Origin of the sequence: Streptomyces sp. NPDC060002 (genome assembly GCF_042737245.1) — a bacterium.
Lineage (GTDB): Bacteria > Actinomycetota > Actinomycetes > Streptomycetales > Streptomycetaceae > Streptomyces.
Map to the genome: position 1 here is coordinate 41385 of NZ_JBHWUW010000037.1, position 18508 is coordinate 59892.

The window sequence follows — 18508 nt, forward strand, 5'->3', positions numbered from 1 at the left end:
GCCGGTTGTGTACCGGGTCTGTACCGACATCGTGCGCTGTCCGACTTTGCCGTTAGCCTGACGCGACGCATTCACAATCGGGATGGGGGACGGTCGTTACGCATGCCCAGGGAATTCCAGCGCGGCCACAAGGCCAAGATCAGCGACCTCACCGCGGGCACCGATCTGTACGTAGGCGTGCAGATCACCGCCCCCGGCCTGACCTTCGACATCAGCTGCTTCGGCCTCGACGCCGACGAGCGGCTCTCGGACGACCGTTACTTCATCTTCTTCAACCAGCCGAAGTCCCCCGAGGAGTCCGTCCAGCTCCTGGGCGCCCAGGCGGGCGACACGGAGTCCTTCCGCATCACCCTCGACCGGATTCCGCCGCAGATCCAGAAGCTGTCCTTCACGGCGACCCTCGACGGCGCCGGGCAGATGTCGCAGATCAACCCCGGCTATCTCCGTATCGTCGCGGGCGGCGAGGAAGTGGCCCGCTACGCGTTCAACGGCTCCGAGTTCTCCAGCGAGCGGGCCGTGATGCTGGGTGACTTCTACCTGAAGGACGTATGGCGGTTCGCGGCCGTCGGACAGGGCTTCGACGGCGGTCTGGACGCGCTGCTGAAGAACTTCGGCGGCGAGGTCGCGGAGGAGGAGGCGCCCGCCGCGCCGCAGCAGGCGCAGGCCGGTGCCGCCGCTCCCGGCTTCTCCCCGCCCGCGTTCGGCGCACCTTCCGTGCCCGCTCCGGCACAGCCGCAGCCCGCCGTGCAGGGCTTCGCGCCCCCGCCCGGCGCGACCCCGCCGCCCCCCGCGCCGGCGCCCGCGCCCTCGGTGCACGCCGCGCCGACCATCATCGCGCCCCTGACCCCGCCCGGCGGCGGCCAGGTGCCGCCTCCCGCCCCGGCCCCTGCGCCCTACGGTCAGCCGCCCCAGCAGCAGCCGTACGGCCAGGGCCCCGCGCCGACCGCGCCCATGCCCCCCGGCTACGGCCAGCAGCCCCAGGCGCCGCAGGCCCCGCCCGGCTACGGCCAGCAGCCCCAGGCACCCCAGGCGCCCCAGGCGCCCCAGGCCCCGCCCGGCTACGGTCAGCCGCCTCAGCCGCCCGGCTACGGTCAGCAGCCCCCGTTCGGGCAGGTCCCGGGCCAGCAGACCTACGGCGTACCGCAGGGCGCGCCCCAGGGCGGTGCCGGAGTGGCCGCGGCGCTCCAGCAGTTCAAGGAGACGCCCACCGGACAGCGCTGGACGCAGCAGAACCGGAAGCTGGTCCGCGTCGACCTCGGGATGGGCGGCCAGCCCGTGCTCGCCCGCCAGGGCAGCATGGTCCTCTACCAGGGCAAGGTCGACTTCAGCTACAAGGGCGCCGGGTTCGCCGGCCGGATCGTCGGCAACGCCACCGGTCAGGAGATGCAGCTGATGCGCTGCACCGGCCAGGGACAGGTGTTCCTCGCCGACAACTCCACGATGCTGCACCCCATCGAGCTCCAGGGTGACGGCATCTGCGTCTCCGCGGAGAACGTCCTCGCCTTCGACGAGAGCCTCCAGTACGAGGTCCGCCGTATCGAGGGGCACGGCATCCCCGGCGGCGCCCTTTTCACCATGCAGTTCACGGGCACCGGCACGATCGTCGTCAAGACGCACGGCACGCCCGTCGTCCTGCCGGTCACGCCCACCACGTTCGCCGACTGCAACGCCGTCGTCGCCTGGTCGTCCGCCGCCCAGGTGGTCGTCTCCAGCCAGGTCCGCATGCGCCGCAACGCCTACCCCGGCGACACCGGGGAGAGCGTCAACCTCCAGTTCCGGGGCGCTCCCGGCAACTTCATCGTCGTCCAGCCGTACGAGGTCTGAGGGAGCCCGTCATGAACCAGCCACTCGCGGGCTATGCCCCCGCACCCGTCACCGCCCGTATGGAGAACCACGGCAACCACATGCTGAAGGTCGCCCTCCAGACCGGGAACGACCTTCTCGCGCGCGTGGGCTCGATGGTCGCCTACGAGGGCTTCGTGCAGTACGAGCCCAACCCGCCGGCCGTGCGCCAGATCGCGCGCGACTGGATGACCGGCGAGGGCGCGCCCCTGATGAAGTGCTCGGGCGACGGCCTGCTCTACCTCGCCGACTACGGCGCGAACGTCGTCGTGATCAACCTCAACGGTGACGGCATCTCCGTCAACGCCACCAACCTGCTCGCCTTCGACGCGCACCTCACCTGGGGCGTCGAGCGCGTCAAGGGGCTCGCGAAGTTCGCCGGTCAGGGCCTGTGGAACACCAAGATCTCCGGGCAGGGCTGGGTCGCGCTGACCTCCCGGGGCAAGCCGATCGTCGTCGACTGCGGCGGTGGCGAGGACGAGACGTACGTCGACCCCGACGCGCTCGTCGCCTGGTCGCCGAACCTCAAGGTGAAGGGCAAGCGCAGCTTCAAGGCGCAGTCGCTCATCGGCCGGGGCAGCGGCGAGGCCTACCAGATGGCCTTCTCCGGCCAGGGCATCGTCGTCGTCCAGCCCAGTGAGGACAGCACCGACCGCCTCCGGGTCCGGGGCTGAGGGGGAGCCAGAAACGCCATGCAGAGCTCACTTTTCGCGCACAACGACTCGCAGACCCAGGAGCGCTGGAGTCTCCAGAACAAGCAGATGCTCCGGGTCAGCCTCGAGGGCCACGACGACATCCTCGCCCGCAAGGGCACGATGGTCGCCTACCAGGGCCTGATGGAGTTCGACGCCGAGTACCAGAACAACCAGCAGGGACGCGCGCGTGCGCACACGGGCGAGGGCCTGGACCTGATGCGCTGCCACGGGCAGGGCACGGTGTACCTCGCCAACCTCGCCCAGCACGTCCACGTCATGGACGTGGACCAGGACGGCCTGACCGTGGACAGCAGCTACGTACTGGCCATGGACTCCGCGCTGCACCACGAGGTCATCGCCGTCGACAGCCTCTACGGCATCTCCGGCTCCGGGAAGTACCAGCTCAACATCACCGGCCGCGGCAAGGTCGCCCTGATGACCTCGGGCGCGCCGCTGATGATGCAGGTCACGCCCGACAAGTACGTCAACTGCGACGCCGACGCCATCGTCGCCTGGTCCACCGGGCTGCGGGTGCAGATGCAGGCACAGACGCACTCCTCCGGCGTGTGGCGCCGACGCGGGAACACCGGTGAGGGCTGGGAGCTCAGCTTCATGGGCACCGGCTACGCGCTCGTCCAGCCCAGCGAGCTGCTGCCGCCGCAGAACGGCCAGATCGGCTCCGGCCTGGCCGCCCAGTACGGCATGGGGCAGCAGGGCGTACGGGCACAGAACCAGGGCAACGCCTGGAGCTGACCGTCCGGAAAGCAGACGTAAGGGGCGGCCATCTGGAGGTCGCCCCTTACCCGTTCCGGCTCGCCGCCGCCGCCGGCGCACCCGCCTTCCGCCTCACAGCCGCGCGCGAGTCGCTTCCAGCAGTCGTACGACCGACTCGTCGGCCACGCCCCCGACCTCGTCATAGGTGAACCAGCGCAGGTCGAGGGACTCGTCGCTGATGGCCTCCACGGCCCCGGCCGGAGCGAGCGCCGCGTACTGCACGTCGTAGTGCCACGCGCACGGCGTGTGATGCCGGTCCAGGCGCACCGGGCCGCCCGGGAGCAGAGTCAGCCCTCCGATGCCCGACTCCTCGGTCGCCTCGCGCAGTGCGGCGACCCGCAGGGTCTCGTCGGCCGGCTCGCAGTGGCCTCCCATCTGGAGCCACATCCGCATCTTCTTGTGGAGGGTCAGCAGCACCCGGCCCCGGTCCGGGTCGATGACCAGCGCGCTCGCCGTGATGTGCCCGTCCCCACAGGCCTTCCACAGGCCGTCCGGGTGCGCCCCGAGATGGTCCAGGTAGGCATGACGCAGCTCTTCCTGGCCCTCGTACCCCTTCAGGACGAGGACCGCGTCGTCGTACAGGCTCACTCGGTGTCGTCGTCCTTGGAGTCGGTCCCGTCGTCGTCCTTCTTCAGGTTCGGCTTGTCGCCGGAGCCGCCGCTCGCCGCCTCGCCGAGCATCTTGTCCAGCTCGGAGAAGTCCAGCTGCTCGCGGTGCACGAAGCCGTCCGGGTCGTCCAGGTCGGACGCCGTGGGCAGCATGTCCGGGTGGGCCCACAGGGCGTCCCGGCCGTCGACCCCGCGCGCGTCCGTGAGGGACGCCCACAGGCGGGAGGCGTCCCGCAGACGGCGCGGACGCAGCTCCAGGCCGATCAGCGTCGCGAACGTCTGCTCCGCGGGACCGCCCGTGGCGCGACGGCGGCGCAGCGTCTCGCGCAGGGCGTCCGCGGACGTCAGACGCGGTTTCGCGGCCGCGTGCACCACCGCGTCCACCCAGCCCTCCACGAGCGCCAGGGCCGTCTCCAGACGGGCCAGGGCCGCCTTCTGCGCCGGGGTGTCCTCCGGCTGGAACATGCCCTGCTGGAGCGCGTCCTGCAACTGCTCCGGGTTCTGCGGGTCGAACTGACCGACCACGTCCTCCAGCTTGGCCGTGTCGACCTTGATCCCGCGCGCGTAGCCCTCCACCGCGCCGAACAGGTGCGAGCGCAGCCAGGGCACATGCGCGAACAGACGCTGGTGGGCGGCCTCGCGCAGCGCGAGGTAGAGCCGCACCTCGTCCTTCGTCACGCCCAGGTCCTTGCCGAACGCCTCGATGTTGACCGGCAGCAGCGCGGCGCGCCCGGCCGGGCCGAGCGGCAGGCCGATGTCGGTCGAGCCGACGACCTCGCCCGCGAGCACGCCCACGGCCTGGCCGATCTGCGAGCCGAACATCGCGCCGCCCATCGAGCGCATCATGCCGATCAGCGGGCCGGCCATGGCCTGCATCTCCTCCGGCAGGACATCGCCCATGGCCGCGCCGACGCGCTCGGCGACGGGGTCGACGAGCTCCTTCCACGCGGGCAGGGTCGCCTCGACCCACTCCGCGCGGGACCACGCCACCGCCGAGGCCGCGCCGGACGGCAGGGACGTCGCGTCGTCCAGCCACAGGTCGGCCAGGCGTACGGCCTCCTGGACCGCGGTGCGCTCGGACGGGCCGACGCTGGCGTCCTTCACACCGTCGGCGGTGCCCTGGGCGACCGTCTGGCGGGCGATCTGCTTGGCCATGTCCCAGTTCACCGGGCCGCCCTCGTAGGAGAGCATCTGGCCGAGCTGCTGGAAGGCGGCTCCCAGGTCGTTGGGGTTCAGGGAACCGAACATCGCGGCGAGCGGGTTGTCCGCACCGGGGGCGCCAAAGCCTCCGGCGCCGGGCAGCCCGCCGAAACCGAACGGGTTGGCCGGTCCCTGACCACCGCCGCTCTGCGGGTCCTGCTTCTTGCCCTCGTCGCCGTCTTCCGGCTCCTCCGGCGGAAGGCCGAATCCGAATGGGGTGTCACTCACGGGGTTCCTCGGCTGGTAAGGCCACCGGTTCTCGGCCGGCGGCGACTGCCCTGCAACACCACCCAGCGTAGACACCCCGGCTCGATCGGGCCTCGGTGCTTCGCCGACTCCTGGCCTGCGGCAGGATGGATGCCACCTGGTACGTACGCTTCACTCGCGCCCGTATGCCAAGACAACCGCTGGAGACACCTGGTGAGTTCCCCAGATCCGCAGGTTCGCGCAGCGCGAAACCATTCAACCCCGGGCGGCGCGCGCGGGCCCGTCGTCGCCGTGACCGGCGCCGCGACCGGGATCGGCGCGCTGCTCACCGAGCGGCTCGCCGCGTCGGAGGAGGTCAAGCAGGTCGTCGCCGTCGACGAGCGGCGGGGCGAGTGCGACGCGGCGCAGTGGCACATCCTCGACGTCCGAGATCCGGCGATCGCCGACAAGCTGCGTGGGGCGGACGTCGTGGTCCACCTCGCGCTCGACCTCGACCTGGGGAGTGAAGCCGCCGCCCGGACGGCCTACAACGTGCGCGGTACGCAGACCGTGCTGACGGCCGCCGCGGCGGCCGGGGTGCACCGGGTGGTGCTGTGCACCTCCGCGATGGTCTACGGCGCGCTCGAGGACAACGAGCTGCCGCTCTCGGAGGACGCCGAGCTGCGGGCCACGGCGGAGGCGACCGGTGTGGGGGACCTCCTGGAGATCGAACGGCTGGCCCGGCGCGCGCCCCGGGCGCATCCGGGGCTCAACGTCACCGTGGTGCGGCCCGCGGTGCTGGTCGGCGGAACGGACACCGCGCTGACGCGGTACTTCGAGTCGCCGCGGCTGCTGGTCGTCGCCGGGTCACGGCCGGCCTGGCAGTTCTGCCATGTCGAGGACTTGGTCAGCGCCCTGGAGTACGCCGTCCTGGAGAAGGTCGACGGCGAGCTGGCCGTCGGCTGCGACGGATGGCTGGAGCAGGAGGAGGTCGAGGAGCTCAGCGGGATCCGGCGCATGGAGCTGCCGTCGGCGGTCGCGCTGGGCGCCGCCGCCCGGCTGCACCGGATCGGGCTGACGCCGTCGCCGGCCGGGGACCTGGCCTACACGATGTACCCCTGGGTGGTGAGCGGGAGCCGGCTGCACGACGCGGGGTGGCGGCCGCGGTGGACCAACGAGGAGGTCCTCGCGGAGCTGCTGGAGGAGGTGGCCGGGCGGCACACCGTCGTCGGCCGGCGGCTCGGGCGCAAGGACGCCACGGCCGCGGGGGCGGCTGGGGCGACGGTCGCTCTGCTGGGTGCGGCGGCCGTGGTGCGGCGGGCGCGGAAGGCCCGGCGGCGGTGAGCGTGGGGGCGGCCGGCCTGTTCACCCCGCCCCCGCCGCCCCTTCCCTTCCCGACCCTGGGGGCTGCCGCCCTCAGACCCCCGCTTCGGCCCTGAAGGGGCCTTGTCCTCAAACTCCCCCAGAGGGGGTACCCCCGGACGGGCTGTTCGCTGGAGGTCGCTCCAAAGCGGTACGCGTGTGTGACGGGTGATCACGCTATTTCGCCTGCTTCCCGGGGTGCGGCACGATGGGGGGTATGGCAGCCATCGACGACCATCCCGGCGAGCGGGCAGCGCAGGATCCCATCAAGCTGATCGCCGTCCGTGACACCGCGCTCTCCCTGGACGAGGTCTTCAAGGCCGTCGGGGACGACGCGGCCGGCGGGACCGCGCTGTTCGTCGGCACGGTCCGCAACCACGACGGGGGAGCCGACGTCGACGCCCTCGGGTACTCCTGCCATCCCGGCGCGGAGGCTGAGATGCGGCGGATCGCGGAGAAGGTCGTCGCCGAGTACCCGGTGCGGGCGCTGGCCGCGGTGCACCGGATCGGGGACCTCGCGGTCGGCGATCTCGCCGTCGTGGTCGCCGTCTCCTGCCCGCACCGCGGGGAGGCCTTCGAGGCCTGTCGGAAGCTGATCGACGATCTCAAGCACGAAGTGCCCATCTGGAAGCACCAGAAGTTCTCCGACGGCACCGACGAATGGGTCGGCGCCTGCTGAATCCCTTCCGGTTGCGTAACCCGACCCCTGCCGTGAGCGTTGTCAGTGCGGATGGTTAATCTGCTGATCAGTCAGTTGTGGTGGCTCATCGGGGTTGGGAGGTCGGCATGGGGGCGCTCGCCTGGTTGCTGATTCCGCTTGTCGCCGCTATCGGCGCCGGTCTGTGGGGGACTTGGGCCAACCGGACCCGGAAGTCCCGCAGCGACGGCCCTGAGCTGGACGGATACGCCCGCTTCCGGGCGGCCATGGAGAAGCCCCACTCGCATACGTGACCCGGGTGGCAGCCCTGACGGTGCGCCGACAGAAGCGTCCCGTAGTGTCGAGTCATGCCACGCCGCACCGCGACGATGCTCGCCTCCACCCTGATGCTGATCGCGCTCCTGTGTGCGGGCGTACTCATCCCCGTGCCGTACGCGGAGATGTCCCCGGGGCCGACGGTGAACACCCTCGGCGATCACGCCGGCGAGCCGGTGCTTCAGATCTCCGGGCGCAAGACCTACACGACCAGCGGTCACCTGAACATGACCACCGTGCGGGTCACCAGCGCCGACTACCGGATGAACCTGGTCGAGGCCGTCTACGGATGGCTCGCGCACGACAACAAGGTCGTGCCGCACGACACGCTGTACCCGGACGGCAAGACCGAGGAACAGTCCACCCAGGAGAACGCCGAGGAGTTCAGCCAGTCCCAGGAGAGCGCCAAGGTCGCCGCCCTGAAGGAGCTGGACATCCCGGTGACGTCCTGGGTGATCGTCTCGACGGTGGTGAAGGGGTCCCCGGCGGAGGGCCGGCTGCACGCCGGTGACGTGATCAAGGCCGTGGACGGCACCGCGGTCAAGGAGCCGGGCGACGTCGCGAAGCTGGTGACCAAGCACAAGGCGGGGGAGAAGGTCGTCTTCCGCATCGTCCCGGCGAAGGAGCAGGCGGCCGCCGAGAAGGCGAACAAGACGGCGACCAAGACCCAGGACGTCACCATCACGACCGCCACCTCCGACGACAGCGGCGAGAAGCGGGCCATCGTCGGGATCTCGGCCGGGACCGACCACACCTTCCCGTTCACCATCGACATCAAGCTCGCCGACGTCGGCGGACCGAGCGCCGGTCTGATGTTCGCGCTCGGCATCTACGACAAGCTCACCCCGGGCAGCCTGACCGGCGGCAAGTTCGTCGCCGGCACCGGGACCATCGACGACGCCGGCAAGGTCGGGCCGATCGGCGGCATCGACATGAAGACGGTCGGTGCGCGCAGTCAGGGCGCCCAGTACTTCCTGACCCCCGCGGAGAACTGCGCGGCCGCCGCCACGGACACCCCCTCGGGTCTCAGGCTCGTCAAGGTGAACACCATCGACGACGCCCTCGACGCCCTCAAGGACATCCGCAGCGGCGACACCGCGGACCTGGCGAAGTGCACGAAGTAGCCGGGAGGGCTACTCCGCGAACGTCACCGACAACGCCTCGGCGAGGCCCGGCACCAGGCCCGCGCCGGTGAGGACCTCCGTCGGGGCGTCCTTCTGACGCAGCCGGAGGGCCGAGTCGCGGGTGCCGTCACGCAGGACGCCGACCGTCATCCGGACCTCCTGACGGTCGGGGTGCTCGGCGACCCACTTCGCGAGCTTCTTGTCGCTCAGGCCCTGCGGGACCTGGGCTTCGGCGGACGGGGGCAGCATCAGACGCTCCACGGTGAGGGCGCAGCCGACCACCGAGTCGGGCCAGGCGATCGTGGCGAGGAACTCGTCGAGCGGTTTGTCCGTTGGCACTTCGTCCTGCTCGATCGGGGTGAGACCGGTGGTCTCGGACTCGTCCTGAAGGCCGAGCTGGGCGGCGAGCGACGGTTCCCGGGTTCGCAGCCGAGCGGTGTCTACGAGGGCGAAAAGGCGGGCGGGCTGGTCCCAGCCGAGGCCGGAGGCGTACTCGTCGATCTCGAGTACGGCCCGGGTGAGCGGGCTCGCCGCCATGGGAGTGTTGGACATGGTCACAATCCTGCCTCGTTCAGGGGTGGAATCGGGAACCGAGTAAACGGTGAGTAAGTTGCATAGGTGTGGGCCCACGATCACGGGGGGCCACGAACGGTCCACGAACACGCGGGCCTGACGAAATCAACTGCGACTTTCGAGGTGCGCACCTTGGCTTTCCAGATGCCGGACCGCGGCGGAGGCCCCACGGGGCCGCGGATCAGAGTGGGCCGCCCGTCCCGGCGCGTCCGGACCCTGCTCATGACACTGGGCGTCCTAGCCGTACTCGGCATGGCGTTCACGATGTTCGCGGGGTTCTGGACGGACTGGCTCTGGTACCGGTCGGTGAACTACTCGTCGGTCTTCACGACCACGCTGTGGACCAAGATCGGGCTGTTCTTCGTGTTCGGCCTGCTGATGGCCCTCGCGGTCGGTTTCAACATCTGGCTGGCGCACCGGCTGCGGCCGCCGCTCAGCGCGATGTCGGTGGAGCAGCAGAGCCTCGACCGCTACCGCATGGGCATCGCGCCGTACAAGACATGGCTGCTGCTCGGCATCACCTCCCTCGTCGGCCTGATCGCGGGCGCCTCGGCGGCGGGTCAGTGGCGGACCTGGCTGATGTGGGTCAACGGCGTGCCCTTCCACCAGAAGGACCCGCAGTTCCACCTCGACGTGTCCTTCTTCGCGTTCGACCTGCCCTGGTACCGGTTCCTGCTCGGCTTCGGCTTCGCCGCCACGATCCTCTCGCTGATCGCCGCCGCGCTCACCCACTACCTGTACGGCGGGCTGCGCGTCACCAGCCCGGGCGCGCGCGCCACCGCCGCGGCCACCGGCCATCTGTCGGTGCTGCTGGGCATCTTCGTCACGCTGAAGGCGGTCGCCTACTGGCTCGACCGTTACGGCCTGGCCGTGAAGTCCAGCGACTTCAAGGCGACGGACAACTGGACGGGCCTGCGGTACGTCGACGCCAACGCCTATCTGCCGGCCAAGACGATCCTGTTCTGCATCGCCGTCATCTGCGCCCTGTTGTTCTTCGCCACCCTGTGGCGGCGCACCTGGCAGCTGCCGGTGATCGGCTTCGGCCTGATGGTGCTCTCGGCGATCCTCATCGGCGGGCTGTACCCGGCGATCGTCCAGAAGTTCCAGGTCCAGCCGAACGAGCAGGCCAAGGAAGCACCGTACGTCGAGAAGAACCTCAAGGCGACACGTGAGGCGTACGGCATCGACGGCGCGCAGGTCACCGAGTACTCGGGTACGAGCACCACCAAGGACAAGACGACGCTGCGCGACGACGTCGACGCCACGGCGAGCATCCGCGTCCTGGACCCGAACATCGTCTCCCCGACGTACCAGCAGCTCCAGCAGATGCGGAAGTACTACGCGTTCCCGACCAACCTGGACGTGGACCGCTACAACGTGAACGGGGCCGACCAGGACACCGTCATCGGTCTGCGTGAGCTGAACCTCGCGGGCGTCGACAAGCAGAACTGGATCAACAACCACTTCCGCTACACCCACGGATACGGGGTGGTCGCCGCCAGGGGCACCACCTCCGACGCCGAGGGCCGGCCGCTCTTCACCGAGTCCAACCTGCCCTCCGAGGGCGACCTGGGCACGTACCAGCAGCGGATCTACTACGGCGAGAAGACGACCGCGTACTCGATCGTCGGCGGTCCCCAGAAGGAGATCGACTACTCCGACGACGCCGGTGAGAAGACCACCAGCTATACCGGCAAGAGCGGGGTCAACCTCTCCAACCCGGTCAACCGGGCCGCGTACGCGGTGGCGTTCGGCGAACCGCAGATCCTGTACTCCGGCGCCATCGGCGAGGGTTCGCGGATCCTGTACAACCGCACGCCCAAGGAGCGCGTCGAGGCGGTCGCCCCCTGGCTGACCATCGACGGCGACGCCTACCCGGCCGTGGTCAACCACAAGATCCAGTGGATCGTCGACGCCTACACGACGACGAACGGCTACCCGTACGCCTCCCGTACGACCCTCGGCGACACCACGGCCGACTCGCTGACCGCGACCAACGACAACCGAGCGGTGGTGGCCCAGCAGAACCAGGTCAACTACATCCGCAACTCGGTCAAGGCGACCGTCGACGCGTACACCGGCGAGGTCAAGCTCTACCAGTGGGACACCGAGGACCCGGTCCTGAAGACCTGGATGAAGGCGTTCCCCGGCACGGTGAAGTCCAAGTCGTCCATCTCGGCCGACCTGATGGCCCATCTCCGGTACCCGCAGGACCTGTTCAAGGTCCAGCGCGAGCTGCTCACCCGCTACCACGTGAAGGACGCGACGACGTTCCTCAGCGGCAGCGAGGTGTGGCAGGTGCCGGACGACCCGTCCAACAAGTCGGGTGACGCGGTACCGCCGTACTACCTGAGCATGAAGATGCCCGACCAGAAGGCGCAGGCGTTCTCGCTGACGACGACGTTCACGCCCAACGGCCGGGACAACCTCAGCGCGTTCATGGCGGTCGACTCCGAGGCGGGCACTCCCGACTACGGCAAGATCAGAGTGCTGAAACTGCCGACCAGTACGACCGTCGACGGACCCAAACAGGTGCAGAGCCAGTTCAACTCCGAACAGGACATCGCCGAGTCCATCAGGCTCCTGAAGGGCGGCGACTCCGACATCGAGTACGGCAACCTGCTGACGGTGCCACTCGACGGCGGTCTGCTGTACGTGGAGCCCGTCTATGTGCGCGGTGGCGGACTCAAGTACCCGCTCCTGAAGAAGGTGTTGGTGACCTACGGCGGCAACACCGCCTTCGAGGACACCCTGGACGAGGCTCTCAACAAGGTCTTCGGCGCGGAGGGTACGACGCCACCGCCGGCGGACGAGGGCGACGGCACGACACCACCGCCGACGTCCACCAACCCGACGGTCCGGGAGGCGTTGGCCGACGCCCAGGAGGCTTTCACGGCCGGCCAGGAGGCTCTGAAGAAGCCCGACTGGGACGCGTACGCCAAGGCGCAGAAGGACCTCGAAGCCGCGCTGAAGCGGGCCGAGGAGGCGCAGGCCGAGGCCGACAAGGGCGCCAAGGCGAGCAGCAGTCCGAGCCCGACGAGTTCGGCGAGCCCGAGCGGTGGCTCCGGAGGCAGTGCCAGTAGCAGTCCGAGTCCGAGTCCCAGCCCCAGCAGCGGCTGATCTTGCCCACCCCGCGTCGTGATACGGTTGTGGAACACGACGCGGGGTGGAGCAGCTCGGTAGCTCGCTGGGCTCATAACCCAGAGGTCGCAGGTTCAAATCCTGTCCCCGCTACTGAATACGAAGGCCCGGATCCTGAAAAGGATCCGGGCCTTCGTGGTGTGCGAACGCATGTGCCGGGGGGACTGGTGGCCGCGCCGCCGTGGGGAGTTGGGCGATTTGTGTTTGACTTGTCTCTCTGTGGGCATGTCGACAAAACGCTGAAGTGACCTTACGGGCCGCGGTATACCAGGTGTACCCGGGTTGCGGGTGGTGCGACGATGGACGTTATGGGGGACAAGGCAACTCTGTTCGAGACAGGGCGGTTTGTGCAGCCTTCCGGTGAGGAAGCGACCCCGGACGAGAGCCGGGACGAGACGGCGGACGCCGTCGAGACTGGGGAGGCCGTCGAGGAGATGAGCCTGCGGCTCGCGGCGGAAGCCGGCGACGTCGAGGCCGTCAGCGTCCTCGGGGCCATGTTGTTGCGCCGCGGTGACCTCGACGGAGCCGAGCCCCATCTGCGTGCCGCCACCGCGGAGGGCGACCGGGCCGCCGCCAACAACCTGGGCGTCCTCCTCCACCAGCGCGGCTACCCCGACGAGGCCGCCAGCTGGTGGCGGGTCGCCGCCGTCGCCGGCTCCGCCGCCGCCGCGCACGCCCTGGGCCGCCACCGCCGCGAGTGCGGCGACGAGCCCGCCGCCGAGTACTGGCTGCGCCAGTCCGCCGAGCAGGGGCACGCGCTGGGCGCGTACGCCCTCGCCGACCTGCTGGAACACCGCGGGGACCCCGGGGCCGAGCAGTGGATGCGGGCCGCCGCCGAGCGGGGGCACCGGGAGGCCGCCTACCGGCTGGCCCGTGCCCTCGATCACCAGGAGTGCAGGGGCTCCCGCACGGACTGCGACGCGGACGGATGCGGGCATGACAACGGTGTCATCGTGCGGGCGGAGGCCGAACAGTGGTACCGCCAGGCCGCCGCGCGCGGACACCGGCGGGCCGCCCTGCACCTCGGGACGATCCTGGAGCGGCGCGGCGCCCTGAAGGAGGCCGGGCGCTGGTACCTGACGTCCGCCAAGGACGGCGAGGCGCGGGCCGCCTGCGCGCTGGGGTTCCTGCTGCGTGACGCCGGCGACACCGAGAACGCGGCCATCTGGTGGCTGCGGGCCGCACAGGAGGGCGACGGCAACGCGGCGAACGCGCTGGGCGCGCTGCACGCGGAGCGGGGCCAGACCCAGACCGCCGAGCGGTGGTACCGGGCCGCGATGGACGCCGGCGACGACAACGGCGCCTACAACCTCGCCCTGCTCTGCGCCGAGCAGGGCCGCACCGTGCAGGCCGAGCAGTGGTACCGGCGCGCCGCCTACGCGGGGCACCGGGAGGCGGCCAACGCGCTCGCCATCCTGTTGCTCCAGGGCGGCGACACGGCCGGGGCCGAGCCCTGGTTCTCCAAGGCGGCGGAGGCCGGCAGCGTCGACGCCGCGTTCAACCTGGGGATCCTGTTCGCGGGGCGGGGCGAGCAGGCCGTCGCGCTGCGCTGGTACGAGCGGGCGGCGGCTGCCGGGCACACCGAGGCGGCGCTCCAGGTCGGTATCGCGCGCCTGCGCGACGGGGACGAGCGGGAGGCCGAACGGCATCTGCGGTGTGCGGCCGGCGGCGGGAGCGCGGAAGCGGCCTACCGGCTGGCGGCCGTGCTGGACGCGCGGCGGCCGCCGCAGCCCGCGCACGAGCTCGGGGAGACCGTGCACGAGAAGACCGAGTGCGAGGAGTGGTACGAGCGGGCGGCGACCCAGGGGCACCGGCGGGCGCAGGTCCGGGTCGGGATGCTGGCCGCCGCGCGCGGGGACGTGGTGGAGGCGGCCCGGTGGTACCGGACGGCCGCGGAGGCCGGGTCGCGCAACGGCGCCTTCAACCTCGGACTGCTGCTCGCGCGGGAGGGCAGCGAGCCCGAGGCGGCTGTGTGGTGGACCCGGGCGGCCGACGCCGGGCACGGGCGGGCGGCGTTGCGGCTCGCCCTGGTCTACGCGCGTCGCGGTGAGCTGGCCGAGGGGCAGCGGTGGGCCGACCGGGCCGTGTCGCTGGGGCCGGGGGAGGTGGCTGAGCGGGCGGCTCGGCTGCGGGACGCGCTGCGGGAAGAGCTTTCTGCCTGACGCCGCCTGCCTGGAAGGGCTTCTGCCTGACGGCGCCTGTGCTTGGCGGCGAGCGGGGTACGCGGGGTGGCCGGGTTGCGGTGCCGGACGGCGGGATCTCGCCCCCGCCGCCCTACCCGTCCCATCCCTGGCGGCCGCCCCCTCCAGACCCCCGCTGTCGGCCCCGACCGGACCTCGTCCTCTGACACCGGACGGCTGAACTGCTCTGACCTGCGTCAACGGGGGTCGTCCAATGGATTTGCCTTTGTCCTTCGCCTTCACGTAACGTTGCATTCAACGGCGCGGGGTGGAGCAGCTCGGTAGCTCGCTGGGCTCATAACCCAGAGGTCGCAGGTTCAAATCCTGTCCCCGCTACTAAAGGCCGAGGGCCGGAATCCGAAAGGGTTCCGGCCCTCGGTCGTTTGTCGTCAGGGGTATAAGGGGTACCGGGGCCATCAGGGCTCATGGCCCACGGCCTCCTCGTACGGGCGCCGGTTCACCGTTCTCGACTCGGGGAGCGGGGAGGTCGATTCCGAGGTGACCCCCTGGGCCTCGTAGGCGGCCTGGAGGCGATCGGTCGTGCCCGCGCGGATCTCCCAGTCCATCCGGAGCGAGGGCGTGGACTCCAGGATCGCCTCGTCGATCTTCAGGAGCTTCGCGAGGTACGTGACGAACTTGGCGTCCTTCTTGTGTCCGAGACGAAGTACGTGTTCACGGTGCGGATCTCCTGCGTGCCGGTGCTCGGGCGCAGCAGGCCGGCGGCGATCCGCGGCAGGGTGGACTTGCCGCAGCCCGAGGGGCCGACGACGCAGGTGAACTCGCCTGGGGCGACGGTCGGTTCGAGGGGCCGAGGGCAGCCACCGCGCCCGGGCCCCGGCCGAAGGGTCGGGGCAGATCACGTGCGCTGAGTTTCGGATACGGAACTCCCACAGCCCCTGGACCATGTGACGACCCGTCAGGTTCGGGGACCCCACGTGCGGAGGGAGGGGAGGGAACGCGGGGGAGTGCGAGGGGGGAGGTCGGCGGCGGGAGTTATGCCGCCGCGCAGTCCGGGCAGACCCCGCGGTACGTCACCTCGACGTCCGAGACCGCGAAGCCGAAGCGCTCCGAGTCGGGGAGGTCGGCCAGCGGGTTGCCGCCCGGGTGGACGTCCTTGATCGCCCCGCACCGGGCGCACACCAGGTGGTGGTGCGGGCGGTGCGCGTTCGGGTCGTACCGCTTGGCGCGCTTGTCGGTGGCGACCTCGAGCACCTCGCCGAGGGAGACCAGTTCGCCGAGCGTGTTGTAGACGGTCGCCCGGGAGATCTCGGGCAGTCGGACGACGGCCCTGGAGTGCACTTCGTCGGCGGTCAGGTGGACGTGGTCGCCGTCGAGCACCTCGGCGACGACGCGCCGCTGCGCGGTCATTCGCCATCCGCGTCCGCGCAGCCGTTCCAGAAGGTCACTCATGGAATCAGCCTAGCAGCTAGTGGGACCAGGTCCCGAACAGGTGTGACTTTAGATTCTGGATTGAATTGGATTCTGTCCACTGTAGGATCAAGTGGACAGAATCCGCGGCGAGCGGCTGGAGGTCGCGGTCCAGGCCCTGCGCGGCTGACAGCACTGGACCGCTCGTCGTGGGGCGAACGGGCCGGGTTTCCCTTCGGGGCCGGCCCGTTCGCGCACTCAGGCGGGTACCTGCTGCCGGGCCGGCGCCCAGCAGCGGATGATGTCGCGGACCGAGACGATGCCGGCCGGTTCGTCGCGGTCGAGGACGATCAGGTGCCGGAAGCCGCCGTGGGCCATCGCCCGGGCCGCCTCCTCCAGGGTCCAGCCCGGGGTGGCGAAGACGACGTCGTTGGTGGTGTGGGCGTGGGTGCGTTCCGTGTCCGGATCCTGTCCCAGGCCCACGGAGTTGAGGATGTCCCGCTCGGTGAGGATGCCGATGCCGCCGGCGTCCGGGTCGTGGACGATGGCCGCGCCGACGCGGCGGGCGGACATCAGGGCGGCGGCCTGACGGAGGGTGTGTGCGGGGCCGATGGTGAGGACCACCGTGCTCATGGCGTCGCGGACGAGCATGGCTGGAGCCACCTCCTAAGAATCCACGGTCGTTCATGGATTCACAAGTTCACAAGTGGGGGGTGCTGTCAGCGTGGCAGGTAAAGCGGGGGTCAACAAGAGGGCGCGCGCAGCCAATTGAGGGCGCGCGCGCTCATCTGTGAGTCCCGGGCGGGCCTTTCAGTGGCGCTCGTTGAGATAGCCCAGCAGCTCCTCGTGGAGCAGCCCGTTCGACGCGGCCGCGTTCCCGCTGTGCGGACCCGGGCGGCCGTCGAGACCCGTGAAGGTGCCGCCGGCCTCCGTCACGACGATCGCCGTGGCCGCCATGTCCCAGAGGGAGAGCTCGGGTTCGGCGCACAGGTCGACCGAGCCCTCGGCGACCATCATGTACGGCCAGAAGTCGCCGTACGCGCGCGTGCGCCACACCTCGCGGGTCAGGTCGAGGAAGCCGTTCAGGTGTCCGCGCTCCTCCCAGCCGGTCAGCGAGGAGTACGCGAAGGAGGCGTCCGAGAGCTCCGAGACCCGGGAGACGCGCAGGCGGGAGGCGGAGGTCAGGCTGCGCCCGGTGAAGGCGCCGTGCCCCTTCGCGGCCCACCAGCGCCGGCCCAGCGCCGGGGCGGAGACGACGCCGACCACGGGCTGGTAGCCCCCCTCGGCCGCCTCCGTCAGCGAGATGAGGGTGGCCCAGACGGGAACGCCCCGTACGTAGTTCTTCGTGCCGTCGATCGGGTCGATCACCCAGCGGCGGGGGCCGGTGCCCTGGACGCCGTACTCCTCACCGAGGATCGCGTCGCGCGGACGGGCCCGCTGGAGCTGACCGCGGATGAGCTCCTCGGCGGCCTTGTCGGCCTCGCTCACCGGGGTCATGTCCGGTTTGGTCTCGACCTTGAGGTCGAGGGCCTTGAAACGGTCCATGGTCACGGCGTCGGCGGCGTCCGCGAGGACGTGCGCGAGTCGGAGGTCGTCGTGGTAGTCCGGCATGGGACGAACCGTATCCGCCGAAGGTGAGCGGGGGCCACAGGGGACCGCGAGGTGGACGTGGAGGAGCCGTGGACGCGGCCGGTGAACCGTCGGTGCCCCGCGAACCCTTGACAGTGCTCCCGTCCGCGTCAAACCTGGGCGCAGAGCCGCTCGCCCAGGGAGGCGATGATGCCTGCAGCGCGGGAATCCCTACTGGACGCCGCCTTCAAGGCGCTCGCACTACGGCCGTGGGCCGCGGTGCGGATGGTGGACGTCGCCGCGGCGGCCGGGCTGTCCCGGCAGACGCTGTACAACGAGTTCGGCAGCAAGGAAGGCCTGGCCCGGGCGCTGGTGAGGCGCGAGGCCGACGGTTACCTCGCCGGGGTCGAGCGGGCACTGGCCGTGCACGGCGACGTTCGGGAGAGACTCACCGCCACCGCCGAGTGGACCACCGCCGCCGCCCGCGACAACGTCCTCGTACGGGCCGTCCTCACCGGCTTCTGGAGCGAGCGCCTGCCCTCGCCGACGCTCTCGGCGGTGCCGTCCTCCTCCGCCGTGCCGGCCCAGCGGCGGGCGGACGGGCCGCTGCCCTCGCCCGGTGACCTGGTGGGAGCCGTCCGCGACCGGGCCGTGGCCGTGCTCTCCGGTCCCGGCGCCGTCCGGGCCGACGCCGCCGACCTGGCCCGCTCCTGCGAACTCGCCGTCCGGCTCGCCCTGTCCTGCGTGGCCGCGCCGCCGGCGGGGGAGGGCGGCGTCACGGAGCTGGTGCGCGGGGCGCTCCAGCGGCAGTCGGGGGGCGCTACCCCCCCCGCGCGGGTGGGTTGGGCCACCCCCCCCCGCCGACCCCCAACAAACAAAAAAAAAACACCAAAAGAAAAAAAACATAGAGACA

14 protein-coding genes, 2 tRNA genes and 3 pseudogenes are annotated in these 18508 nt (G+C 70.7%); 11 read left to right on the top strand and 8 right to left on the bottom strand.

From position 1 onward, the window contains the following. Positions 1-102: 102 nt before the first annotated feature. The 3 genes from ACFWBD_RS27825 to ACFWBD_RS27835 are packed head-to-tail and all read left to right on the top strand — an operon-like array spanning position 103 to position 3290. Complete coding sequence (locus ACFWBD_RS27825; RefSeq protein ID WP_385672287.1) at positions 103-1824, top strand: TerD family protein; 1722 nt, start codon at positions 103-105, stop codon at positions 1822-1824. 11 nt (positions 1825-1835) lie between these two features. Continuing rightward, positions 1836-2516, top strand: coding sequence for an AIM24 family protein (locus tag ACFWBD_RS27830; protein ID WP_020130800.1), 681 nt, complete (start codon positions 1836-1838; stop codon positions 2514-2516). Positions 2517-2534: 18 nt separating this feature from the next. Further along, positions 2535-3290, top strand: a complete 756-nt coding sequence (locus ACFWBD_RS27835; RefSeq protein WP_385672290.1) for an AIM24 family protein — start codon at positions 2535-2537, stop codon at positions 3288-3290. Between the two features lie 93 nt (positions 3291-3383). Here the strand turns inward: ACFWBD_RS27835 and ACFWBD_RS27840 are convergent, their stop codons facing one another. Both ACFWBD_RS27840 and ACFWBD_RS27845 read right to left on the bottom strand, forming a co-directional pair. Then, the gene (locus ACFWBD_RS27840; protein WP_385672293.1) at positions 3384-3899 is read right to left on the bottom strand and encodes an NUDIX hydrolase; all 516 of its coding nucleotides are present in this window, start codon (positions 3897-3899) and stop codon (positions 3384-3386) included. After that, positions 3896-5347, bottom strand: coding sequence for a zinc-dependent metalloprotease (locus ACFWBD_RS27845; protein ID WP_385672296.1), 1452 nt, complete (start codon positions 5345-5347; stop codon positions 3896-3898). Before ACFWBD_RS27845 ends, ACFWBD_RS27840 begins: the two co-directional genes overlap by 4 nt. A 192-nt stretch (positions 5348-5539) precedes the next feature. Here ACFWBD_RS27845 and ACFWBD_RS27850 point away from each other — a divergent pair, with 192 nt between their 5' ends. The 3 genes from ACFWBD_RS27850 to ACFWBD_RS27860 all read left to right on the top strand — a co-directional run bounded on the left by ACFWBD_RS27850 (position 5540) and on the right by ACFWBD_RS27860 (position 8764). Then, on the top strand, positions 5540-6649 hold the full coding sequence (locus tag ACFWBD_RS27850) for an SDR family oxidoreductase (RefSeq protein WP_385672299.1): 1110 nt from the start codon (positions 5540-5542) through the stop codon (positions 6647-6649). 235 nt (positions 6650-6884) lie between these two features. Beyond that, positions 6885-7346, top strand: coding sequence for a molybdenum cofactor biosynthesis protein MoaE (locus ACFWBD_RS27855; RefSeq protein WP_351761107.1), 462 nt, complete (start codon positions 6885-6887; stop codon positions 7344-7346). Positions 7347-7672: 326 nt separating this feature from the next. Beyond that, positions 7673-8764 carry a PDZ domain-containing protein gene (locus tag ACFWBD_RS27860; RefSeq protein ID WP_385672303.1) on the top strand — a complete coding sequence of 364 codons (1092 nt, stop codon included), beginning with the start codon at positions 7673-7675 and terminating at the stop codon, positions 8762-8764. A gap of 9 nt (positions 8765-8773) precedes the next feature. Here ACFWBD_RS27860 and ACFWBD_RS27865 read toward each other — a convergent pair whose 3' ends face one another. After that, complete coding sequence (locus ACFWBD_RS27865; protein WP_385672306.1) at positions 8774-9316, bottom strand: PPA1309 family protein; 543 nt, start codon at positions 9314-9316, stop codon at positions 8774-8776. Between the two features lie 165 nt (positions 9317-9481). On the opposite strand from ACFWBD_RS27865, the gene ACFWBD_RS27870 reads away from it, so the two are divergent. From ACFWBD_RS27870 to ACFWBD_RS27885, 4 genes are all read left to right on the top strand, one after another. Further along, positions 9482-12457 carry a UPF0182 family protein gene (locus ACFWBD_RS27870; RefSeq protein ID WP_385672387.1) on the top strand — a complete coding sequence of 992 codons (2976 nt, stop codon included), beginning with the start codon at positions 9482-9484 and terminating at the stop codon, positions 12455-12457. 40 nt (positions 12458-12497) lie between these two features. After that, positions 12498-12571 (top strand) — tRNA-Met (locus tag ACFWBD_RS27875). 206 nt (positions 12572-12777) lie between these two features. Next, a complete protein-coding gene (locus ACFWBD_RS27880) occupies positions 12778-14640 on the top strand; it encodes a tetratricopeptide repeat protein (protein ID WP_385672309.1) in 1863 nt (620 codons plus the stop codon). A gap of 280 nt (positions 14641-14920) precedes the next feature. Beyond that, a tRNA-Met gene (locus tag ACFWBD_RS27885) sits at positions 14921-14994 on the top strand. Between the two features lie 80 nt (positions 14995-15074). On the opposite strand, the pseudogene ACFWBD_RS27890 reads toward ACFWBD_RS27885, so the two are convergent. The 5 genes and pseudogenes from ACFWBD_RS27890 to hisN all read right to left on the bottom strand — a co-directional run. Next, positions 15075-15343 (bottom strand): annotated as a pseudogene (locus ACFWBD_RS27890) (hypothetical protein); the annotation flags it as partial. After that, a pseudogene (locus ACFWBD_RS27895) lies at positions 15335-15549 on the bottom strand (ATP-binding cassette domain-containing protein); the annotation flags it as partial. The pseudogenes ACFWBD_RS27895 and ACFWBD_RS27890, both read right to left, overlap by 9 nt. A gap of 102 nt (positions 15550-15651) precedes the next feature. Then, complete coding sequence (locus ACFWBD_RS27900) at positions 15652-16068, bottom strand: Fur family transcriptional regulator (protein WP_385672312.1); 417 nt, start codon at positions 16066-16068, stop codon at positions 15652-15654. A 216-nt stretch (positions 16069-16284) separates the two neighbouring features. Continuing rightward, on the bottom strand, positions 16285-16677 hold the full coding sequence (locus ACFWBD_RS27905) for a cyclic nucleotide-binding/CBS domain-containing protein (RefSeq protein ID WP_385672315.1): 393 nt from the start codon (positions 16675-16677) through the stop codon (positions 16285-16287). A gap of 159 nt (positions 16678-16836) precedes the next feature. Beyond that, the gene (gene hisN, locus ACFWBD_RS27910; RefSeq protein WP_384118636.1) at positions 16837-17637 is read right to left on the bottom strand and encodes a histidinol-phosphatase; all 801 of its coding nucleotides are present in this window, start codon (positions 17635-17637) and stop codon (positions 16837-16839) included. A gap of 165 nt (positions 17638-17802) precedes the next feature. Between hisN and ACFWBD_RS27915 the strand changes: the two are divergent. Next, a pseudogene (locus ACFWBD_RS27915) lies at positions 17803-18405 on the top strand (TetR/AcrR family transcriptional regulator); the annotation flags it as partial. Positions 18406-18508 lie beyond the last annotated feature (103 nt).